The following is a 21,322-nucleotide window of genomic DNA, read 5'->3' on the forward strand; positions in this document are numbered from 1 at the left end:
TGGAGGTCGATGACGGGGCGATAGGCGCAATGACCCGGGGATATGAAGTCGATGCGGGCGCCCGACCCTCGCCACCGGGTATCCGCGGCCCGCTCAGGCGGGGACGACCAGCCCGTCCCGCAGCCGCTCCACCGCGGCCCCCGGAATCCTCAGGCCGTCGCGCACATAGCCGTCGAGTCCGCCCCAGCGCTCGTCCATGGCATCGAGCGCCACGTCGAGGTAGCGGGGGCGGACCTCGACGATCGCGGAAGCGATCTCCGGGTCGCCCCCGGCGTCGAGGAAGCCCCGCACATAGGCCGCGCAGGTCCCCCATGCGACGCGGTTCACGGCGAGGAACTCGGCCCGCGCCGCCTCGCGCGACGCGCCGAGCAGCATGAGGAGCAGCGCGGCGGCCCAGCCGGTGCGGTCCTTGCCCGTCGTGCAGTGGAAGAGCACCGGGCGGGCGCGGTCGTCGGCCGCCGTCTCCACGAAGGCCCGGTAGGCGGCGGACGCGCAGGGCGAGAGCACCATCCGCCGATAGGATCCGGCGAACACCTCCTCCGCCTTCCCGTCCCCCAGCAGCCGGTCGGCCGCCGCCGGGTCGGCGAGCAGGGCACGCAGACGGGCGGGCGCGAGACCGGGGTTGTCACCGAGCACATCGGCGACGAACAGCCGCGCGCCGGGCGGCAGCCGGTCGGGGGCCGCCGCGCGCTCGTCGGCGGTCCGCAGGTCGACCACGGTGCGGATACCGAACGCGGCGACCGCCGTGTCGCGTTCGACGTCGAGTGCGCCGAGCCCGCCGGAGCGCAGCACGGCACCGGACCGGACGAACCGGTCGGGCCCCACGGCGATCCCGCCCAGGTCCCGCAGATTCACGACGGTGGACGCCGGGACGGCTCTGGCGGTCTCCACGATGGACTTCCCCTTCACCCGGCTCCCGTTGGAACGTGCGTCACAAATAGTCATATATGACCGTTTCCAACGTCGCACGCGGTCGGGGGATTCGACAAAGGAAAACGCCGCAGGGGCGCCGATCGGGGAACGGCGGAGGCCGGCTGCCCGTGCGGTGGACGCCTCACAGGGGGACGACGGTGACCTCGGTCGCCTTGACGACGGTCCACACGGACGTCCCCTCGCCCAGCCCCAGCTCGCTCGCCGCCTCGGGGGTGATCTCCGCGACGAGGTCGGGCACCTCGCCCGAATCGACCACCAGCCGGATCCGGCTCCCCGTGGCGGTGAGCTCGCGCACTGTTCCGGGCCAGACGTTCCGGGGGCTTCCCCCGGGCCTGACGCGGTGCACGGACACCGCCTCCGGCGCGATGACAGCGAGGGCCGCCGTCCCCTCGGGGAGCGGGTCCGCGACGACCAGTCGGCCGCCGCCCGCGAGGCCGAGCGTGCCGTCGGCCGCCGCGGTCCCCGGCCAGGCGTTGCGGCCGAGCATCCGGGCGACCCAGGGCGAACGCGGATGCCGGGTCACCTCGGCCGGGGGCGCGTCCTGGAGGGTGCGGCCCTCCTCGAGCACGAGCACCCGGTCGGCGAGCGACACCGCCTCGACGGGGTCGTGGGTGACGATCAGACAGACGCCGCCGAACCCGGCGAGATGGGTGCGCAGGGTGTGACGGACATGGGCCCGGGTGGTCTGGTCGAGCGCCGCGAGCGGTTCGTCGAGCAGCAGCAGCCGGGGGCGGGCGGCCAGGGCGCGGGCCAGTGCCACGCGCTGGGCCTGTCCTCCGGAGAGCTGGGCGGGTCTGCGGTGGGCGAGCCGGCCGACGCCCAGGCGGTCGAGCCACTGCTGGGCCTCGCGGCGGGCGTCGCCCCGGGGGACGCCGCGGGCGCGGAGCCCATACGCCGTGTTCGACAGCGCGGACAGGTGCGGGAAGAGGGCGCCGTCCTGCGGCACCCAGGCGACCTCACGGCGGTGCGGCGGCTGCGCGGTGACGTCGGCGGCTCCGAGGCGCAGCACGGCCCGCGAGCGGCGGGTCAGGCCGAGGAGCGCGCGCAGCAGCGTCGTCTTGCCCGCGCCGTTGGGCCCGACGACGGCGATCGTCGTGCCGGGACCGGCGTCGAGGGTGAGCCGGTTGAAGCCGGTGACGTCGGCGTGCAACGGGCAGTCCTCCCGCGGGGCCCGGGGCGGGGCCGGGGCCGGGTCCTCCCGTAGACCCGGGGCGCCGGGCGAGGTGCCCGGTGCCTCCGCACCGCTCACGTCGTCCGGCACGGGCGCCGGGGCACGCCGGCGGTCGCGGGGCGTTCCGGTCCAGCGCCCGCGCAGGGCGACGAGGACGGCCATGGCGATGGCGAGGAGCAGGAGCGAGACGGAGGTGGCGGCCTCCGGGGAGTCCTGGAGCAGCAGGTACACCTGGAGGGGCAGGGTCTGCGTGGTGCCGGGCAGGTTGCCCGCGAACGTGATGGTCGCGCCGAACTCGCCCAGCGCCCGCGCCCAGGTGAGCGCGGCCCCGGCGGCGAGCCCGGGGGCGACCATCGGGAGCGTGACGGTCAGGAACACCCGGATCGGTGAGGCCCCCAGGGAGGCGGCGGTCTCCTCGTACGCGGGCCGCAGACCGGCCAGTGCCCCTTCGAGGCTGATGACGAGGAACGGCATGGCGACGAAGGTCGCCGCGACCACCGCGCCCGAGGTGTGGAACGGCAGGGTGACACCGAACGTGTCCTCCAGCCAGGGCCCCAGCACACCCCGGCGGCCGAAGCCGAGGAGGAGCGCCACGCCTCCGACCGTGGGCGGCAGCACCATCGGCAGCAGGACCAGCGAGCGCACGAACCCTTTGCCGGGGAAGTCCACCCGGGCCAGCAGCCAGGCCAGCGGCACCCCGAGCAGCAGCGACAGGCCCAGGGCCCAGAACGAGACGAGCAGGGACAGCCCGAGTGCCTGGGTGACGCCCGGGGAGGTGAGATGGGTGCCGAGATCGGCCCAGGAGGTGCGGGCCAGGATGCCGATCAGCGGGACCATCAGGAACGCGACGGCGAGCAGCGCGGGCAGCGCCAGGGCGACGGGGGTGCGCGCGCCGGAAAGGCGGCTGCGGAGGGCTCTCATCGAGGGTTCCCGGGGCGATGTCGGCACGGACGCCGCCCGGTCCCCCGACTCGGGGGCGGGCGCGCTCCCGCGGGTGCGAACGGCGTTCCGTACGGGCTACGGCTGCTGGAAGCCCGCGGCCCCGAGGATCTTCTGCGCCTCCGGTCCGCCGAGCCACTTCACGAACGCCGCGGCGGCGTCGGCGTGCGCGGACTGGCGCAGCGTGGCGGCCGGGTAGGAGGCGACGGCGTTCTGCGCGTCGGGGATATCGACGGCGTCGACCGTGTCGGCGGCCGACTCGGCGTCCGTCTTGTAGACGATGCCCGCGTCCGCCTCGCCGAGTTCGACCTTGCTGAGCACGGCACGGACGTTGGGTTCCTGGGAGACCGGCCGGACGTGGAGTTTCTGGGCGTCGAGGACCTGCTTGCCGTAGCGGCCGACCGGGACCTCGGGAGCGGCCAGGACCACCTTGAGGTCCTTCCTGGTCAGGTCCTTCAGTCCGGTGATCTTCTCCGGGTTGCCCTCCGCCGTGGCGATGACGAGGCGGTTCTTCGCGATGACGGCGGGGGTGCCGGTGTCGGACTTCAGCCCTTCCATCGTCTTGGTGTCGGCGGTGACCAGGGCGTCGGCGGGGGCGCCCTGCCGCACCTGGGCGGCGAGTTCCTGGGATCCGGCGAAGGAGAACGTCACCTTCGTACCGGGGTGCGCCTTCTCGTACGCGGCGCCCGCGGTCTTGAACACGTCGGTGAGCGACGCCGCGGCGAGGACCGTCAGCCGGGCGCCGGGGGCCTTCGCCGGCGTACCGGCGGCGTCCTTCTCGTCGTCGGCGCCGCAGGCGGCGAGCGGGACCAGCAGCGCCGCGGTCACGAGCGCGGCGGCGGCGCGGCGCCGGGTGAAGGGGATCGTCATGATGGGGCCGGGCTCCTCGGGAGTCGTGCGCGTCGCGGACGAGGCGCGGTCAGACACGGTCGATGTGCACATTGGTGGACTTCACGCGGGCGGTGGCCCGCATGCCGACCTCCAGTCCGAGTTCCTCGACGGCTTCGCGGGTGAGCAGGGACACCAGCCGGTGCGGACCGGCCTGGATCTCGACCTGGGCGGCGACGTCGCCGAGTTTCACCGCGGTGACGATGCCGGGGAAGGCGTTGCGCGCCGTCGTGTACGAGGGCTCGTCGTCGCCCCCGCCGCTCTGGCCGGTCTCGACGGCGAGCACGGCCAGATCGCGGCCCGCGATGAGCCGTCGGCCGTTCTCGTCGCGGTGGGTCGCGACCCTTCCGGCGTCCGCCCAGCGGCGGGCCGTGTCGGGACTCACCCCCAGCAGGCGCGCCGCCTGCCCGATCGTGTAGGACTGCATGTGCGCCAAGATATTCGCATTTACCTCGCATCTACAATCCGTACGGCTGATTCACGGCGCAGATGTCAGTCGGCCCAAGCGAGGCGGCGAGAGGGCGGGGCGACCAGGCAGCGGGCAACCGCGCCGACGGCCGGGGCGCCGACCGGCGACCGGTGACGGGCCGTGCATGGCGTGGCACCGACCGCACATGCCGTGGTACGGTGCGTTCGGCGCATGTGTCATGCCTTATTCAGAGGCCCCCTGTGCCGACCCCCTCTTCTTCAGGCTGCCGCTCCCGCCCCTCTCCGGTCGGCGGTCCAGCTCTCCCGCACCATTTTCTCCAGCCCGGTTCGGGTTTCCCCGTACCGGACTTCTCCGCCCGTCGACCGGGGCGTGATCCCGTCCGCCCCCGATGTCGTCCGGGCCCTTTCATCCGTCCTGCCCGCGAAAGGACCACCCACATGACGAGCACCCTCGAACTCCCCCTCTCCCAAGGGGAGTTGCCCAGCGGGGCCATCGGCATCCTGGACATCACGCACCAGGGTCGCGGCACTCTGCGCACCCGGGCCGACCGTTCCTCCCCCGGCGACGTACAGGTCCCCGCCGACCTGATCCGCCGTCACGCCCTGCGCCGGGGCGACCTGGTGGAGGGCGTCTGCGACCGGCCCCGCGTCCTGTCCGACGTGGTGTGCGTCGACGGCCGCTCCCCCGAAGCGCTGCGGGAGCGGCCCCACTTCCGTGATCTCACACCGATCCACCCGCGGCGGCGGCTGCGCCTGGAGACGCCCTCGGGCGGTCCGGCGACCCGGCTCGTCGATCTCGTCTCACCCGTCGGCAAGGGGCAGCGCGGTCTCGTGGTGGCGCCGCCCAGGGCCGGCAAGACGGTGCTGCTGCGGCAGTTGGCCGAGGCCGTCGCCACGAACCATCCCGAATGCCGTCTGATGGTGGTACTGATCGACGAACGCCCCGAAGAAGTGACGGACACGCGCAGGTCCGTGCGGGGCGAGGTGCTCGCCTCGACCTTCGACCGGCCCTCGCGGGAACACATCGCGCTCGCCGACCTCGCGATCGAGCGCGCCAAACGCCTGGTCGAGCGGGGCGAGGACGTCGTCGTCCTGCTGGACTCCCTGACCCGGCTGTGCCGCGCCCACAACAATGCGTCCGCGGCGGGCGGACGCACTCTCAGCGGCGGCGTCGACGCTGCTGCCCCGCTCGGCCCCAAGCGGCTCTTCGGTGCGGCCCGCCTCACCGAGGAGGGCGGTTCCCTCACCATTCTGGCCACCGCGCTGGTGGAGACCGGCTCGCGCGCCGACGACTACTTCTTCGAGGAGCTGAAGGGCACCGGCAACATGGAACTCCGGCTGGACCGGGCGCTGGCCGACCGGCGCGTCCATCCGGCCGTCGACCTCCAGGCGTCCGGCACCCGCCGTGAGGAACTCCTCGTGCCGGACGTGGAGTTGCGGGCCATGCGCCGGCTTCGGCGCGCACTGCTCACCAGGAAGGACCCGCGGGCGGCGCTCGAAACGCTGCTCGACCGGCTGCGGCGCACCCCCGACAACGCCGCGTTCCTCCGCACCATCCACCTCACCGTTCCGGATGCCTGAGCCCCGTTCCCCTTCCGGCACACCGGTCCGGCCGGTGGTGCGACCGGCCGGACCCTCGAACGGAGGCGTCGCGCGAGGGGTTCAGGTGGCGGTGTGCAACGAGGCGGTGTACTCACGCACCTGAGCCGGTGTCAGGTACGCGTTCGTGTACTCGAAGTCGCGCAGCCTGGCCGGGTTGCGGGACTGGAAGCCGGTGCGGACGAAGTCGTCGCCCGCGACGGCGTTCAGCATCCAGTTCGTCATCACACGCACCTTGGCGACATTGGTCCGCAGCGCCGCCCAGTGGTAACCGCGTGCGACGGCCTGCGCGGTGACGCCGTGCAGTTCGACGCCGAGAGGCTTGGAGACCGCGTCCTTGCCGCCGAGGTCCACGACCAGGCCGAGGTCCCGGTGCACGTACGGCTTCAGCGGCTGGTGCCGCAGCGTGGCGATGAGGTTGTCGGCGAGCGTGCGGCCCTGGCGCGAGGCGTGCTGGGCGGTGGGCGGGCACACCGCCCCGTCGCCCTTGCTCAGGTCCGGTACGGCCGCGGCGTCGCCGAGCGCGAAGACGCCGTCGAAGCCCGGCAGGCGCATCTCGGGGGTCACCGCCAGCCGGCCGCGCACCGTCTCCGCCCCGAAGGTGGACACCAACGGGCTCGCGGCGACCCCCGCCGTCCAGATCAGCGTCCGGCAGGGCACGACCCGGCCGTCGGTGAAGGTCACGTGCTCGGGACCGGCCTCGGCGATCGAGACGCCGAGCGAGACCTCTATACCGCGTGCGCGCAGCATCTCCAGGGCGCTGCGGCCGAGCTTGTCCCCCAGTTCGGGCATGAGCTTCGGGGCGATGTCGATGAGGTGCCACTTGATGAGTCCCGGGTCGAGCCGGGGGTAGTACCTGACCGCGTTGGTGGTCAGGCGCTGGAGGCAGGCCGCCGTCTCGGTGCCCGCGTATCCGCCGCCGACCACCACGAACTGGAGGCGCGAGGCCCGCTCGTCCTCGTCGAGGCTGGCGTCCGCGAGATCGAGCTGGGCGATCACATGGTCCCGGACGTACGCGGCCTCGGCGAGCGACTTCATGCCCCGGGCGTGATCGAGGAGGCCGGGGATGTCGAAGGTGCGGGTGATGCTTCCGGGACACAGGACGATGTAGTCGTAGGGCTCGTAGACGATCTCGTCGGTGATCTTGCGGATGACGCAGATCTTCGCCTTGGGGTCCACGCCGATGCCGCCTCCGGGGATGATCCGGGTGCGGTGCTTGCGGCTGCGGCGCAGCGACACCGCGACGGACTGCGGAGTGAGCACACCGGCCGCCACATGGGGCAGGAGGGGGAGGTAGAGCTGGTACGAGAACGGAGTGACGAGCACGATCTCCGCCTCCCCCGGGATGAGTCTGCGCTCCAGGCGGCGCACGCACTCCACGCCGGCGAATCCGGCGCCGACAACGAGAATCCTGGGTCGTGCCACAGTGTTCGTCCCTCCTCGGGCATGCGCGGTCGTCCGTTCGCCGGCCCCGTCGCACGCGCCCGTCCTCTCCCATCTTCACGAGCCGCGTGCGAATTCGCCTGTCGGGGACGACGTGGGGCCGATGCGGTCGCTCCGCCGGGCCGGGCCGCTCACCGTGCCGGGGCCGCGTTCACGACCGGTCCCCCGGAGGCATCGGGAGCGTCCCTGGAAGGTTCAGGGCTTCGTCGAGGGCGCGGAGCGAGGGGTGGTGCAGGTCGAAGGCCGGGGACTCGGAGCGGATCCGCGGCATCGTGTGGAAGTTGTGCCGGGGTGGCGGGCAGGAGGTCGCCCACTCCAGGGAACGGCCGTAGCCCCACGGGTCGTCGACACCCACGTTCCTGCCGTACCTGGCGGTCTTCCATACGTTGTGGAAAAACGGCAGCATCGACAGGCCGAGCAGGAACGAGGCGATGGTCGAGACCGTGTTCAGCACGGTGAAGCCGTCGGCGGCGAGGTAGTCCGCGTAGCGACGCGGCATGCCCTCGGCACCGAGCCAGTGCTGCACCAGGAACGTGCCGTGGAAGCCCACGAACAGCGTCCAGAACGTGATCCTGCCCAGCCGCTCGTCCAGCATCTTGCCGGTGAACTTCGGCCACCAGAAGTGGAATCCGGCGAACATCGCGAAGACCACGGTGCCGAACACGACGTAGTGGAAGTGCGCGACGACGAAGTAGGTGTCCGAGACGTGGAAGTCCAGCGGGGGCGACGCCAGGATCACACCGGTCAGACCACCGAAGAGGAAGGTGACCAGGAATCCGACGGACCAGAGCATCGGGGTCTCGAAGGACAACGACCCCTTCCACATCGTGCCGATCCAGTTGAAGAACTTCACCCCGGTGGGTACCGCGATGAGGAACGTCATGAACGAGAAGAACGGCAGCAGCACACCGCCGGTCACGAACATGTGGTGCGCCCACACGGTCGCCGACAGCCCGGCGATGGCGATGGTGGCGCTGATCAGGCCGATGTAGCCGAAGATCGGTTTGCGGCTGAACACCGGGATGATCTCGGTGACGATCCCGAAGAACGGCAGGGCGATGATGTACACCTCCGGATGGCCGAAGAACCAGAAGAGGTGCTGCCAGAGCAGTGCCCCGCCATTGGCCGCGTCGAAGACGTGCGCGCCGAACTTCCGGTCCGCCTCCAGCACCAGCAGGGACGCTGCGAGGACCGGAAAGGCCAGCAGGACCAGCACCGCCGTCAGCAGGACGTTCCACACGAAGATCGGCATGCGGAACATCGTCATGCCGGGTGCGCGCATGCAGATGATCGTGGTGATGAAGTTGACCGAGCCGAGGATCGTACCGAACCCGGAGAGCGCCAGGCCCATGATCCACATGTCGGCGCCGACTCCTGGCGAACGGACCGCGTCGGAGAGCGGGGAGTAGGCGAACCAGCCGAAGTCGGCCGCGCCCTGCGGGGTGAGGAAGCCGCCGACCACGATCAGCGAGCCGAAGAGGTACGCCCAGTAGGCGAACATGTTCAGCCGCGGGAACGCCACGTCGGGGGCGCCGATCTGCAACGGCATGATCCAGTTCGTGAATCCGGCGAACAGCGGGGTCGCGAACATCAGCAGCATGATCGTGCCGTGGATCGTGAACGCCTGGTTGAACTGCTCGGGCGAGAGGATCTGGATGCCCGGCCGGGCCAGTTCGGCGCGCATGACCAGGGCCAGCACCCCGCCGACGAGGAAGAACGCGAACGATGTGACGAGGTAGAGCGTGCCGATCGTCTTGTGGTCGGTGGTGGTCAGCCATCTGATGACGACGTTCCCGGGCTCCTTCGCCCGGACCGGAAGCTCGTCCGCGTACGCCCCCTCCTCGTCGGCCGCCCCCGATGTGCCCGTCGTCGTCACTGGGCCCCTCCTTCGGTCGTCGTTCGCGGGTGGACCGCGCGCCCGGCCGGGGCGCCTTCTCCACCGGGCCGGCCGCCGGACCGCTCCCACGTGCGTCACACCGGATCCCGGATGCAGCAAACCAGCCACGGGGCCGCCGGGGGTGGCCCGGCACCCGCCATGGCACGACTTTCACCCGTCAGGGCGGCCGCGGACACGCCGGTGCGCACGGCGGACGCCCGGACCGGCGGCCGGCCCGGGCGTCATGGACGACGGTTCAGGCCAGCCCGCCCGTCGCACGCAGGTTCTGACCCGTGACCCACCGGGCGTCGGGGCCGGCCAGGAAGGCGACCACGTCGGCCACGTCCGCGGGTGCGCCCAGCCGGCCGAGCGGGGTCATGGCGACCACCGTCTCGAGGGCCTCCGGCCGGTTGGCGGTGCGCAGCATCACGGTGTCGGTGGCGCCGGGCGAGACGGTGTTGACCGTGATGCCCCGTGCCCCGAGCTCGTGGGCCGCCACGGCGGTGAGTTGTTCGACGGCGCCCTTGCTCGCGGCGTACGCGGCGATGCCGGGGCCCGGGCGCACGGTGTTCGCGGTGGAGATGTTCACGATCCGGCCGCCGTCTCGCATCCTCCGGGCGGCGTGACGGATCGTCATGAAGACCGCTCTGGTGTTGACGGCCATCGCATGGTCGAACACGTCCGGGTCGGTGTCGGCGATGAAGGACGGGGCGGGGCACAGGGCGGCATTGTTCACCAGGACGTCCAGGGTGCCCAGCTTCTCCTCCGCCGTCTCCATCAGCTTCCCGGGTCCGTCGGGGTCGGCGAGATCGGCCCGGACGGCGTGGACCGTGCCGCCGCCGTCCCGCACGGTGCGGACGACGTCGGCGGCCGCGTCGTCGCTGGTGGCGTAGTTGAAGACGACGTGTGCGCCGTCGCGGCACAGCCGCTCGACGATCGCGCGGCCGATGCCCCGCGATCCTCCGGTGACCACCGCGTTCCTGCCTGTCAGCACGGTCCCTCCTTCTCCGGGCCCGGTCGGTCCCGGGTACCCGAACCTATCGGGGGAGCGGCCCGGCCGTGCGCGGTTGCGCGAAGAACGTCCGGCCGGGCACGTCGCGGTGGGCGCGGCACCGCGGCCGGACACGGAACCGCCCCGGCCGGGCGTGATGCCGGCCGGGGCGGGAGGGGCGGGGCGCCGGGAAGGGGCGCCCCGACCGCCGCTGCTCCGTCAGCCGAGGGAGGCGATGGCCTGCGTGAACGTCGCCGAGGGGCGCATCACGGCCGACGCCTTGGCCGGGTCGGGCTGGTAGTAGCCGCCGATGTCGGCCGGCGAACCCTGCACCGCGATCAGCTCGTCGACGATGGTCCGCTCCTGCTCGGCCAGCGTCTTCGCCAGACCGGAGAACGCCTGCGCGAGGTGCGCGTCGTCGGTCTGCCGCGCCAGCTCCTGGGCCCAGTACAGGGCCAGGTAGAAGTGGCTGCCGCGGTTGTCGATGCCGCCGAGCCTGCGGCTCGGCGACTTGTCCTCGTTGAGGAAGGTGCCGGTCGCGCGGTCGAGGGTGTCCGCGAGGACCTGCGCGCGGGTGTTACCGGTGGTCGTCGCCAGGTGCTCGAAGCTGGCCGCGAGCGCGAAGAACTCGCCCAGGCTGTCCCAGCGCAGGTAGTTCTCCTTGACGAGCTGCTGGACGTGCTTCGGCGCGGAACCGCCGGCGCCGGTCTCGAAGAGGCCGCCGCCGTTCATGAGCGGGACGACGGAGAGCATCTTCGCGCTCGTGCCCAGCTCCAGGATCGGGAACAGGTCCGTCAGGTAGTCGCGCAGCACGTTGCCGGTGACGGAGATGGTGTCCTCGCCGCGGCGGATGCGCTCCAGCGAGAACGCGGTCGCCTTCTCGGGCGACATGATCTCGATCCGCAGACCGTCGGTGTCGTGGTCGGCGAGGTACTTCCTGACCTTGGCGATCAGCTGCGCGTCGTGGGCGCGGTCCTCGTCGAGCCAGAACACGGCAGGGGCACCGGTGGCGCGGGCCCGGGTGACGGCGAGCTTGACCCAGTCCTGGATCGGCAGGTCCTTGGCCTGGCACATGCGGAAGATGTCGCCCGCGCCGACCGCCTGCTCCAGCACGACGTCGCCCTTGCCGTCGACGACCCGCACCGTGCCGGTGGTGGGGATCTCGAAGGTCTTGTCGTGGCTGCCGTACTCCTCGGCCTTCTGCGCCATCAGGCCGACGTTGGGCACCGAGCCCATGGTCGACGGGTCGAAGGCGCCGTGGGCGCGGCAGTCGTCGATGACGACCTGGTAGACGCCCGCGTAGCTGCTGTCGGGGAGCACCGCGAGGGTGTCGGCCTCCTGGCCGTCCGGGCCCCACATGTGGCCGGAGGTGCGGATCATGGCCGGCATGGAGGCGTCGACGATGACGTCGCTCGGCACGTGGAGGTTGGTGATGCCCTTGTCCGAGTCGACCATGGCCAGGGCGGGACCCTCGGCGAGCTCGGCCTCGAAGGACGCCTTGATCTCGGCGCCGAGGTGCGGCACGGAGTCCAGGCCGTTCAGGATGGCGCCCAGGCCGTCGTTCGGGGAGAGCCCGGCGGCGACGAGCGCCTGGCCGTACTTGGCGAAGGTGTTCGGGAAGAAGGCGCGGACCACGTGGCCGAAGATGATCGGGTCGGAGACCTTCATCATGGTGGCCTTGAGGTGGACGGAGAAGAGCACGCCCTCCTCCTTGGCCCGGGCGACCTGCGCGGCGAGGAACTCGCGCAGGGCTGCGACGCGCATGACCGCCGCGTCGACGACCTCGCCCGCGAGCACCGGAACCGACTCGCGCAGCACCGTCGTGCTGCCGTCGTCGCCCACGAGCTCGATGCGCAGGGCGCCGTCCTCCGTGATGACGGTGGACTTCTCGGTGGAGCGGAAGTCGTCGACGCCCATGGTGGCGACGTTCGTCTTCGAGTCGGACGACCAGGCGCCCATGCGGTGCGGGTGCGCCTTGGCGTAGTTCTTCACCGAGGCGGGGGCACGGCGGTCGGAGTTGCCCTCGCGCAGCACGGGGTTCACCGCGCTGCCCTTGACCTTGTCGTAGCGGGCGCGGACGTCCTTGTCCTCGTCGGTCTGCGGGTCGTCCGGGTAGTCCGGGAGCGCGTAGCCCTGCGCCTGGAGCTCGGCGACGGCGGCCTTCAGCTGCGGGATCGAGGCCGAGATGTTCGGCAGCTTGATGATGTTGGCCTCGGGCTTCTTGGCCAGCGCGCCCAGCTCGGCGAGCGCGTCGGCGATGCGCTGCTCCTCCTTCAGACGCTCGGGGAAGGAGGCGATGATGCGCCCGGCCAGGGAGATGTCCCGGCTCTCGACGTCGACCCCGGCCGTCGAGGCGTACGCCTGGACGATGGGCAGGAACGAATACGTCGCCAGGGCCGGGGCCTCGTCGGTGTGTGTATAGATGATGGTCGAGTCAGTCACCCTCTGCTCCGCTCCACGTCTGCAACATTGCTTGACATCAAGATATCTCGTGACGGCAGCCGACTCGACAGGGCCCTGCCCCCCGCTCCGGCAGGACCCGTCCCCCGTCCCGTGCGCGGGCTCCCGGTCAGGGGCGCCCCGCGGCCGGGACCTCCTCACCGGCCGGTACGGGACCCGGCGCGGTGCCGTACCCGAACGGGCTCCCGCCCAGCTGTCCGCGGTGGTGCGGGGTCAGCCAGCCCGACAGATCGGGTCCGGCGGGCACGATGCCGGTGGGGTTGATGCCGGTGTGCACCCGGTGGTAGTGCTGCTTGATGTGGTCGAAGTCGACGGTGTCGCCGAAGCCGGGCGTCTGGTACAGGTCCCTGGCGTACGCCCACAGCACCGGGTCCTCGGCCAGCTTCGACCGGTTGCACTTGAAGTGGCCGTGGTAGACGGCGTCGAAGCGGACCAGGGTGGTGAACAGCCTGATGTCCGCCTCCGTGATGAAGTCGCCGACGAGGTAGCGCCGGTCCGCGAGGCGCTCGGAGACCAGGTCGAGGCGGCGGAAGACGTCCCGGTAGGCGTCCTCGTACTCGGACTGTCCGGACGCGAACCCGGCGCGGTAGACGCCGTTGTTCACGTCGCGGTAGATGCCCTCCATGACCTCGTCGATCTCCTCGCGCAGGCCCTCGGGGTACAGGTCGGGGGCGCCCGGGCGGTGCAGTGTGGTCCACTCGGTCGCGAGGTCCAGGGTGATCTGCTGGAAGTCGTTCGTGACGAGCCGGCCGCTGGGCACGTCGACGATCGCGGGCACGCTGACCCCGCCGGAGTAGCCGGGCTCCCGTGCCCGGTACGCCTCGCTCAGGTACGCGATGCCGAGCACCGGGTCCCGGCCGCCCTCGTCCAGCGTGAAGCGCCAGCTGCGGTCATCCTGGAGGGGGTCGACGACGGCCAGCGACAGGACCCGCTCCAGACCGAGGAGCCGCCGGGAGATCAGTGCGCGGCTCGCCCACGGGCAGGCACGGCTGACGACGAGCCGGTAGCGGCCGGCCTCGACGGGCCAGTCGTCCCGGCCGTCGGCGGCGATGCGGTCGGCGAAGTGGCTCCGGGACCGTTTGAAAGGCTTGTGCCCGTACGCCTCGTTCCCGACGACCGCCGGGCCGGTGTCCCCGGTGCCCTCGGGGCCCTTCGTCCTGTTGTCGCTCAACGCGTTCTCCCTGCGTTCATGGCGTTCTGTCTGCGTGGGTGCGGGTGACGGTTCGAGGGGTGCGGCCCCGTCCGCGGCGTTCTCCGCGCACGTCCGCCAGACCGACGAGCAGGGCGACCACGACGTAGGCGACCGCCACGACCAGGCCGTGGTCGTACGCGGTGGCCCAGCCGGCCTCGCCCAGCTGGGCGAAGAACACCGAGCCGACCGCGGCGATCCCGACCGCCGATCCGACCCGCTGCCCGGTCTGGAGGGCGCCGCCCGCGCTGCCCGCCATGGCCACCGGCACCTCGGAGAGGGTCAGCGTCTGGTTGGGGGCGACGACCAGACCGCTGCCCAGACCGGCCAGGAGCAGCGGGGCGGCCATCGCCCATCCCGCGCCCCGCCCCGGCACCAGGTGCACGGCGAGCGCGGCGCCCGCCAGTCCGACGACCACCGCGGTGAGCCCGGCGACCACGAGGGGGCGTCCGAATCGGTGGACGAGCCGGCCGCCCGGGCTCGCCGCGACGGCCGAGCCCAGCGCGAACGGCGTGATGGCGAGCCCCGCCTGCAGGGCGCTGTAGTGCAGTCCGTTCTGCAGGTAGAGCGTGGTGACGAAGAAGATCGAGGTGAATCCGCCGAAGTACACCAGGGCCAGCAGACAGCCGAGCCAGTACGAGCGGACCCGGAAGAGCGACAGGTCGATGACCGGCCGCGTGGCCCGTGTGGCGCACCGGGACTCCCACCCGACGAAGGCCGCGAGCAGCGCCACGGCCGGCACCAGCAGCAGCCACTTGCGGTCCCCCGGCCACTGCTGGGCCTGGACGAAGGGCAGCAGCAGGGCCAGTACGCCGGTGCCGAGCAGCAGGACCCCGAGCGGGTCGAGGTCGCGCAGGCGCACCGGGCCCGCCGTCGGGGTGTCCGGGAGCAGGCGCCTGGCGAGCAGCAGGCAGAGCGCGCCGAGCGGCAGGTTGACGTAGAACACCCAGCGCCAGCCCTCGTGGGCGCCGGCCGCCTGGATCAGCAGCCCGCCCGCCAGCGGGCCGACGGCGGTGGAGACGCCCACCACCGTGCCGAACATGCCGAAGGCCCGGCCGCGCTCCTGGCCGGAGAACATCTGCTGGATCAGCGCGGAGATCTGTGGCGAGATCATGCCGCCGGCGAGGCCCTGGACCAGACGGGCGACCACCAGCCAGCGGCTGGACTGGGCGGCGCCGCAGGCCGCCGAGGCGAGCGTGAACAGGGCCAGACCGGCCATGAACACGGTTCGGCGCCCCCGCGCGTCACCGAGGCGTCCGGCGGGGATCAGGAACAGTCCGAAGGCGAGCGCGTAGCCGGAGAGAACCCACTGGAGGTCGGACTCCGGGGTGCGCAGCCCGGACCGGATCGACGGCAGGGCGACATTGACGATGGACACGTCCAGCAGGGTCATGAACCCCGCGATCAGGCACACCGCCAGCGCCCGCCAGCGGCGCGGGTCGGGGGTCCCGGAGGTCTGGGCGCAGCGCGTGCCCCGCCCCGCGGCACCCCGGTGAGCAGCGCTCTCTGCCATGGCTCGCACCCTAAGCGCTGTCCCGTGATCCGTGGTGGATCAGCGCGCGGCGTCGGACGCGGTGCGTCGCGGGGCGGAGGGGCGCGCACCTACCGGACGTGTACGGCGGCGCGGTCGTGCGGGCGTCCCGGCGGCGCGGTGGGGTGTCGCGGCCGTCGTCACGCGCCCGCCGCGTTGGCGTGCGTCGTGGGCGGTGCCGCGTACAACGGCGAGAACTCGACGCCCAGGGTCGGGCCCACCACCGGCCCTGCAGCGCCGTAACGATCAGGCTCCGGCAGTGCCCCGTCCGACCATGGAGAGGGGGTCGACAATGGAATCGAATGTCTTTTCGTCGACGACGCCGCTCGCGAGGGCCGCTTCTTTCAGGGTCTGGTCGTTGACCAGGGCAGATTCGGCGATGTGCGCGGCATTCTGGTAGCCGATGGTCGGGCTCAGCGCCGTGACCAGCATCAGACTCTCGTCCACGTATTTCGCGATTTTCACGCGGTTGAGCTCCGTGCCGTCGATGGAGAATTTCCGGAACTTTTCCATACCATCGGCAAGGATGACCGCGGAGTGCAGGAAGTTGTTGATGATCACAGGACGCATGGCGTTCAGTTCGAAATTTCCCTGACTGCCGGCGAAGGCTATCGCGGAATCGTCGCCGAGTACTTGAATGGCGATCATCACGATGGCCTCGCACTGGGTCGGATTGACCTTCCCGGGCATGATCGAGGAACCGGGTTCGTTCTGGGGCAGCCGTAGCTCCGCGAAGCCGGTTCGTGGGCCGGACGCCAGCCAACGCATGTCGTTGGCGATCTTCATCAAGGCAACGGCCAGACCCCGCAGCGCAGAATGCGCCCGCACCATGGGATCCAATGATCCCTGCGCCATGAACTTGTTCTCGGCCGTCACGAACGGCTTACCCGTCAACTCGGCGATCCGTATGGCAACGTCGCGACTGAAATTCTTCGGCGCGTTCAGGCCCGTTCCCACGGCGGTCCCCCCCAGAGCCAGTGCGAGTAGACCCTCACGGCTGTGCTCGATCTCCTCGATGCACGCGCGCAGTTGTGCTGCGTAACCCGACCACTCCTGCCCGACGGTGAGTGGCACTGCGTCCTCGAGGTGGGTGCGGCCGATCTTGACGATCCCGTCCCACTCCTCGGCCTTGCCCTCGATGGAACCGGCAAGCTTCCGGGCCTCCGGCAGGAGGCGGTCGTCGATCTCCTGCACTGAGGCGATGTGCATCGCGGTGGGGAAGCTGTCGTTGCTGGACTGCCCCATGTTGACGTCGTCGTTCGGTCCTACCGGTTTCTGGGTGCCGAGCGTGCCGCCAAGCAACTGCGATGCCCGGTTGGCGATCACCTCGTTGACGTTCATATTGCTCTGCGTGCCGGATCCCGTCTGCCACACAAAGAGGGGAAAGTGGTCATCGAGCTTCCCCGCGATGGCTTCCTCCGCGGCGCGTACGATTGCCCGCTTCTTCCACTCGGGCAGACGGCCGGAAGCGGCGTTGACGAGGGCCGCGGCTTTCTTCACGTACCCGTAGGCGTGGTAGACCGCCTTCGGCATCCGGTCGCCACCGATGGAGAAGTGAATCAGGGACCGCTGTGTCTGCGCTCCCCAGTACCGTTCCGCCGGCACCTCGATCGAGCCCATGCTGTCGAATTCTGCACGGTTGCCGCTGCCATGAATCCCGATCGGAACGTCTTTCATCTCCGGGGCCGGCTCGCTGCCAGTGCTCATTTCAGCTCCTCCCCACCGCCCGTGGGATAGACCGGCTGCCACATGGCGTCATGGACTGCCTGAATGAGGTTGTCGTGAGACTTCGTCGCGACCCCGTCCTCTGCGGCGGCGCGGGCGACCGCGACCGCGACCGTTGCCGACGACGCCCTCAGGTTCGCCACGGGAGGCAGCAGGGACGCACCGGGCCTCGAGACGTCGACCTGACTGGCGACAGCTTCTGCCGCGGCAAGGAGCATGTCGTCCGTCACGTGGCGGGCGCCGGAAACGATCGCTCCAAGGCCCAGCCCCGGATACAGAAGCGCGTTGTTGGCTTCTCCGATCTCGTACGAGATCCCGTTGTAATCCACCGGAGCGGCCGGGATACCTGTGGCGATCAGCGCCCGGCCGTCCGACCAGGCCACGGCGTCGGAGGGCATGACCTCGATACGGCTCGTCGGGTTGGACAGAGGCAGGAGGACAGGGCGTTCGACACCCTCTGCCAGGGCACGCACCACCTCTTCGGAGAACGCGTTGTGGGCGGTCGAAGTGCCGATGAGAATGGTGGGTTTCACGTGCTTGATCGTGGCGAGAAGATCCGCCCCGCCGTCAGCCCATGTCCTGGTCTCGGACTTCGGCCGCGCGTACACCCTCTGGTAGTCGGGCAGGTCTTGCATGTCGTCCGTCACGAGGCCGTGGATGTCCACGAGCCAGATGTTGCTCTTCGCCTGTTCCGGCGTCGCGCCGTCGCGCAGCATGGCCGCGTGGATCTGATCGGCCATCCCGGTGCCGGCAGTGCCCGCTCCGAAAACCACGAGCCGCTGGTCGGCCCAGCGTCCCCCGGTCACCTTGAGCGCTGAGAACACCGACGCCATCACAATCGCGCCCGTTCCCTGCATGTCGTCGTTGAAGATCCGATACTTGTCGGCGTTCTCCACAAGGATCCGGCGGGCATTGGACGGTCCGAAGTCCTCGAAATGCAGAAGTGCATGGGAAAACATTTCGGAAGCGGTTCGAAGGTACAGAGCGATGAACTCGTCGTACCTCTTGCCAGTCACTCGCGCGTGCCGATTTCCCAGGTACAAGGGGCTGTTGAGCAGCTGCTCGTTGTCCGTCCCGACATCGAGGTTCACGGCGATCACCCGGTTCGGATCGATGCCGGCCGCTGCCGTGTAGACGGCGAGCTTGCCGATGGAGATGTCAGTCCCGTTGACACCCCAGTCCCCGATACCCAGGATCTCTTGGGCGTCGGAGACAACGATCAGATCGACGTCGTCCACGCCAAGTCCGAGCGACTCGAATGAGGCCCTTACGTCACCCGGGCGGTCGATCGACAGGTATACGGCTCGGGAGTCGCGATAGTCGACGGACCATTGTTCGATCGCATCACCCACGGTCGGGTCGTACACGATCGGCAGGAGTTCGTCGAGGTGGTCTGCCAACAGCTTGAAATAAAGCACCTGGTTGCGGTCGTGGATCTCGTTGAGGTAGATGTACTTGTGCAGGTCGGAAGGTTGGCCTTCAAGCTGCGCATGGGCGCGGGCGGCCTGCTCGTCCAAGGTCTCGACGGCGGCCGGCAGCCGTCCGGTGATTCCGAGCTTCGCCCGCTCCTCCAGCGTGTACGCGGTGCCACGGTTTCGATAACGATCCTGCAGCGCGGTCGGTTTGACAGGCATGGGTACCCCTCCGGCGGGTTGCGGGCGTTATGCGTGAGCGCCTTCGCCTGAGCGTGGTACGGCGTGGCGAGACGCCGTCAACTCGAAACCAGCGTCTCCGGCTCCCTCGTGTACGCGTTCCGACATGTCTCGGCGATCGCCTCGACCGCGTGCTTGGACGCGGTCGCCTGCCATTTCAGCGTCTGCACCTGGGCGTAGATTTCGACGGCAGCAATCACATCGAATCCCTTTTGAGCCGGGCGCATCGCAGCTTCGAAGCCGAATCCAGAGCCGCGCCGGTCATGAGAACCTTCTTCAGTGAAGAAATTCGATATGCTGTACTGCTTCCCCTCGTTCGGCCGACCCACGCGATCTTCAGGATCCCGGTAGCCGCTGCCTCGGAGGCCTTTGGGTTCCGTCACCGCCGGGGCTCCCGACACCCCCAGCGTCTCCCGCTTCTTACCGACTCGCAACCGGCTCGCAACCGGCTCCGCCCGGCAGTGGAAGAGCGTGGCACGAGTTGACAATCAGTACCGACGGCGATGTGTCTCCTCGTTGGTCGGGCACACGGAGTTCATGGGCGCGGGGACTGTAACGGTGGGACACTGCGCCCGCGGCGAAGAGGAACCGCGGGGAACCTCGGTGTCGCGGATCGGCACCTGACCTGGACGGAGAGCGAAGTCGATCGGGGCGCCACCGAGCAGACCACCGCAACGGGACACCGGTGCCGTGCTCGGCGTGGTCGCCGACGCCTGCGACGAGGATCCGCCGCGCCGCGTCCTGCCGCAGCCTCGACTTCAGGCCAAAATCAAAAAGGAACGTTTGTAACGAGCGCATTGCCTGACTCAGGCCCGATCTGGCACGATCCCCCGTAGTCGTAGCCAAAAACGATCAGGGGGATACATGGGACAGGCCATCGACCTCGTCGGATATTCGGGGATCACAAAAGGTCTGCCTAGATGCCCGGGGGCCGGATCGTGATACCGCCGAAATCGGATGCCGACGCCACAAAACTCCATGTGGGAGTTCTCGGCCCAGTGATGGCGTGGCGAAATTGGCGTGAACTCCCTTTAGGGCCGCCGAAGCAAAAGGCGCTGTTCACTGTTCTCGTCATGAAAGCCGGGATGGCCGTCGAACGCGAGGAACTGGTCGAGGCCGTCTGGGGGAACGACGCGCCGCGCACCGCCGACAGCAGCGTCCATAAATACGTGGCGGCGCTCCGGCAGACCCTGGAACCGGGGCGCCGGCCGCGCGGCGGCGGCAGCCTCCTCGTCTCGGGGGCCCCGTCCACCTACCGGCTGTGCCTGGGGGACGGCGTGCTCGACGCCAGCCTGTTCGCCCGGCGCGTGGAACAGGCGCAGCAGCTGCGGGCCGACGGCAGGCTCGACCAGGCGCTGCGGGCGCTCGCCGAGGCGCAGCGCCTGTGGCGGGGCAACGCGGTCGGCGGGGCTCCCGGGCCCGTCCCGCAGATCTGGCGCGCCAGCCTGGAGGAGCACCGGGTCGCGGCCGCCGAACTCCGGATAGAGATCCTGCTGATGATGGGCCGCAACGAGGACGCCGTCGCGGAACTCCGCATTCTGGTGGGCGAGAACCCGCTGCGCGAGCACCTGAGCGAACTCCTGATGGCCGCTCTGTACGGCTGCGCGCGCCAGGCCGAGGCGCTCGACGTGTTCCTGCGGGTCCGCCGCACGCTGCGCGAGGAGCTCGGCGTCGAGCCCGGATCCCGGCTGCATCGCTGCTACCAGCAGATCCTCCGCGGCGAACTCGCCCCGCCGGACGTCGTCTGCGCGGCCCACGCCGGACATGTAGAGAACGTCCAGAGCGCGTCCAGAAGCACTGCCGATACTTGAACGCGACCGCGGTGACCATGTGACTCCTCACGAACGGGGGCTCTGCGCGTGCGGCAAGAACCGCAACGGCTCAACATCTCCCACGCTGCCACGACGAGACGTACATCGCTGATTCTGCCCGCGCGCATGCCGCTCGAGGAGTGGAAGCGCCTGGGCCAGCAGATCTTCCTCATCACCGATTCGTCGGCCTGGTGGCTGGGCGACTGGCTCGTGTACGGGCAGGAGGCCTTTCCCGACCGTTACAGGCGGGCCGTCCGGGAAACATCCCTGGATTACCAGACCCTGCGCAATTACGCGTGGGTCGCCCGCAATATCCGCCCCGGCCGGCGGCGTGCCGGGCTGAGTTTTCAGCACCACGCCGAAGTCGTCGCACTGCCCGAGAACGAGCAGGACTTCTGGCTCGGCAGGGCGGAGGAGCAGCACTGGTCCCGCAATCAGCTGCGGAGCGCGATACGGAGCGCGCGTGCGCTGCCGGCCGCGCACCGGGGGGCCGCGCCGGTCGGCATCCAGATGACCGTGGCGCCCGAGAGGCAGCGGCTCTGGCAGGGCGCCGCCAACCGGCGCCAGTGCGACCTCCTGGAGTGGATCGCCCTCACGCTCGACGAGGCGGCGCAGGTCGAGGGCAGCGGGGACCTCTCCGTGATGCAGTAGCGCGTCGGACACGTCCGGGGCGGCCGTCGGCCGC

The 21,322-nt window shown here is 70.4% G+C and carries 16 protein-coding genes; 3 read left to right on the top strand and 13 right to left on the bottom strand.

What is annotated here, in order from left to right; translation table 11 throughout:
* Nucleotides 1-93: 93 nt before the first annotated feature.
* From ACFYXM_RS23030 to ACFYXM_RS23045, 4 genes are all read right to left on the bottom strand, one after another.
* A complete protein-coding gene (locus tag ACFYXM_RS23030) occupies nt 94-891 on the bottom strand; it encodes a tyrosine-protein phosphatase (RefSeq protein ID WP_389291906.1) in 798 nt (265 codons plus the stop codon).
* A 163-nt stretch (nt 892-1,054) separates the two neighbouring features.
* Nucleotides 1,055-3,025: an ABC transporter permease gene (locus ACFYXM_RS23035; protein WP_389291908.1), complete on the bottom strand. Its 1,971-nt coding sequence runs from the start codon at nt 3,023-3,025 to the stop codon at nt 1,055-1,057.
* A 96-nt stretch (nt 3,026-3,121) separates the two neighbouring features.
* Nucleotides 3,122-3,913, bottom strand: coding sequence for a molybdate ABC transporter substrate-binding protein (modA, locus tag ACFYXM_RS23040; RefSeq protein WP_389291910.1), 792 nt, complete (start codon nt 3,911-3,913; stop codon nt 3,122-3,124).
* Nucleotides 3,914-3,962: 49 nt separating this feature from the next.
* Complete coding sequence (locus ACFYXM_RS23045; protein ID WP_389291912.1) at nt 3,963-4,358, bottom strand: molybdopterin-binding protein; 396 nt, start codon at nt 4,356-4,358, stop codon at nt 3,963-3,965.
* A gap of 440 nt (nt 4,359-4,798) precedes the next feature.
* Between ACFYXM_RS23045 and rho the strand changes: the two genes are divergently transcribed.
* Nucleotides 4,799-5,941, top strand: coding sequence for a transcription termination factor Rho (gene rho, locus ACFYXM_RS23050; RefSeq protein WP_389291913.1), 1,143 nt, complete (start codon nt 4,799-4,801; stop codon nt 5,939-5,941).
* 81 nt (nt 5,942-6,022) lie between these two features.
* Here rho and ACFYXM_RS23055 read toward each other — a convergent pair whose 3' ends face one another.
* From ACFYXM_RS23055 to ACFYXM_RS23095, 9 genes are all read right to left on the bottom strand, one after another.
* The gene (locus ACFYXM_RS23055; RefSeq protein ID WP_389291914.1) at nt 6,023-7,384 is read right to left on the bottom strand and encodes an NAD(P)/FAD-dependent oxidoreductase; all 1,362 of its coding nucleotides are present in this window, start codon (nt 7,382-7,384) and stop codon (nt 6,023-6,025) included.
* Nucleotides 7,385-7,553: 169 nt separating this feature from the next.
* On the bottom strand, nt 7,554-9,278 hold the full coding sequence (gene ctaD / locus ACFYXM_RS23060; RefSeq protein ID WP_389291916.1) for a cytochrome c oxidase subunit I: 1,725 nt from the start codon (nt 9,276-9,278) through the stop codon (nt 7,554-7,556).
* A gap of 256 nt (nt 9,279-9,534) precedes the next feature.
* Complete coding sequence (locus ACFYXM_RS23065; RefSeq protein ID WP_389291918.1) at nt 9,535-10,272, bottom strand: glucose 1-dehydrogenase; 738 nt, start codon at nt 10,270-10,272, stop codon at nt 9,535-9,537.
* Between the two features lie 216 nt (nt 10,273-10,488).
* Nucleotides 10,489-12,711 carry an NADP-dependent isocitrate dehydrogenase gene (locus ACFYXM_RS23070; protein ID WP_389291920.1) on the bottom strand — a complete coding sequence of 741 codons (2,223 nt, stop codon included), beginning with the start codon at nt 12,709-12,711 and terminating at the stop codon, nt 10,489-10,491.
* A gap of 127 nt (nt 12,712-12,838) precedes the next feature.
* Entirely contained in the window at nt 12,839-13,900 is a 1,062-nt protein-coding gene (locus ACFYXM_RS23075) for a glutathione S-transferase family protein (protein ID WP_389291922.1), read from the bottom strand.
* A gap of 16 nt (nt 13,901-13,916) precedes the next feature.
* Nucleotides 13,917-15,431, bottom strand: coding sequence for an MFS transporter (locus ACFYXM_RS23080; RefSeq protein ID WP_389291924.1), 1,515 nt, complete (start codon nt 15,429-15,431; stop codon nt 13,917-13,919).
* Nucleotides 15,432-15,695: 264 nt separating this feature from the next.
* A complete protein-coding gene (gene fumC, locus ACFYXM_RS23085) occupies nt 15,696-17,156 on the bottom strand; it encodes a class II fumarate hydratase (RefSeq protein WP_389291925.1) in 1,461 nt (486 codons plus the stop codon).
* Nucleotides 17,153-18,808, bottom strand: coding sequence for an NAD-dependent malic enzyme (locus tag ACFYXM_RS23090; RefSeq protein WP_389291927.1), 1,656 nt, complete (start codon nt 18,806-18,808; stop codon nt 17,153-17,155). Before ACFYXM_RS23090 ends, fumC begins: the two co-directional genes overlap by 4 nt.
* 77 nt (nt 18,809-18,885) lie before the next feature.
* Nucleotides 18,886-19,209 (bottom strand): hypothetical protein, encoded by a 324-nt coding sequence (locus tag ACFYXM_RS23095; protein ID WP_389291929.1) that lies wholly within the window; start codon nt 19,207-19,209, stop codon nt 18,886-18,888.
* A gap of 618 nt (nt 19,210-19,827) precedes the next feature.
* Between ACFYXM_RS23095 and ACFYXM_RS23100 the strand changes: the two genes are divergently transcribed.
* Nucleotides 19,828-20,637: a BTAD domain-containing putative transcriptional regulator gene (locus tag ACFYXM_RS23100; RefSeq protein ID WP_389291930.1), complete on the top strand. Its 810-nt coding sequence runs from the start codon at nt 19,828-19,830 to the stop codon at nt 20,635-20,637.
* A 48-nt stretch (nt 20,638-20,685) separates the two neighbouring features.
* Nucleotides 20,686-21,288 (top strand): LmbU family transcriptional regulator, encoded by a 603-nt coding sequence (locus ACFYXM_RS23105; protein WP_389291932.1) that lies wholly within the window; start codon nt 20,686-20,688, stop codon nt 21,286-21,288.
* The last annotated feature ends 34 nt before the right edge of the window (nt 21,289-21,322 follow it).

It is taken from the genome of Streptomyces sp. NPDC002476, assembly GCF_042889785.1.
GTDB lineage: Bacteria > Actinomycetota > Actinomycetes > Streptomycetales > Streptomycetaceae > Streptomyces.

Bases quoted from the DNA above. Each gene is read 5' to 3' on its own strand.
- ACFYXM_RS23080 (WP_389291924.1), bottom strand. From the start codon at position 15,431: ATGGCAGAGAGCGCTGCTCACCGGGGTGCCGCGGGGCGGGGCACGCGC.
- modA (WP_389291910.1), bottom strand. From the start codon at position 3,913: ATGACGATCCCCTTCACCCGGCGCCGCGCCGCCGCCGCGCTCGTGACC.
- ACFYXM_RS23100 (WP_389291930.1), top strand. From the start codon at position 19,828: ATGGCGTGGCGAAATTGGCGTGAACTCCCTTTAGGGCCGCCGAAGCAA.
- ACFYXM_RS23090 (WP_389291927.1), bottom strand. From the start codon at position 18,808: ATGCCTGTCAAACCGACCGCGCTGCAGGATCGTTATCGAAACCGTGGC.
- ACFYXM_RS23045 (WP_389291912.1), bottom strand. From the start codon at position 4,358: ATGCAGTCCTACACGATCGGGCAGGCGGCGCGCCTGCTGGGGGTGAGT.
- ACFYXM_RS23035 (WP_389291908.1), bottom strand. From the start codon at position 3,025: ATGAGAGCCCTCCGCAGCCGCCTTTCCGGCGCGCGCACCCCCGTCGCC.
- rho (WP_389291913.1), top strand. From the start codon at position 4,799: ATGACGAGCACCCTCGAACTCCCCCTCTCCCAAGGGGAGTTGCCCAGC.
- fumC (WP_389291925.1), bottom strand. From the start codon at position 17,156: ATGAGCACTGGCAGCGAGCCGGCCCCGGAGATGAAAGACGTTCCGATC.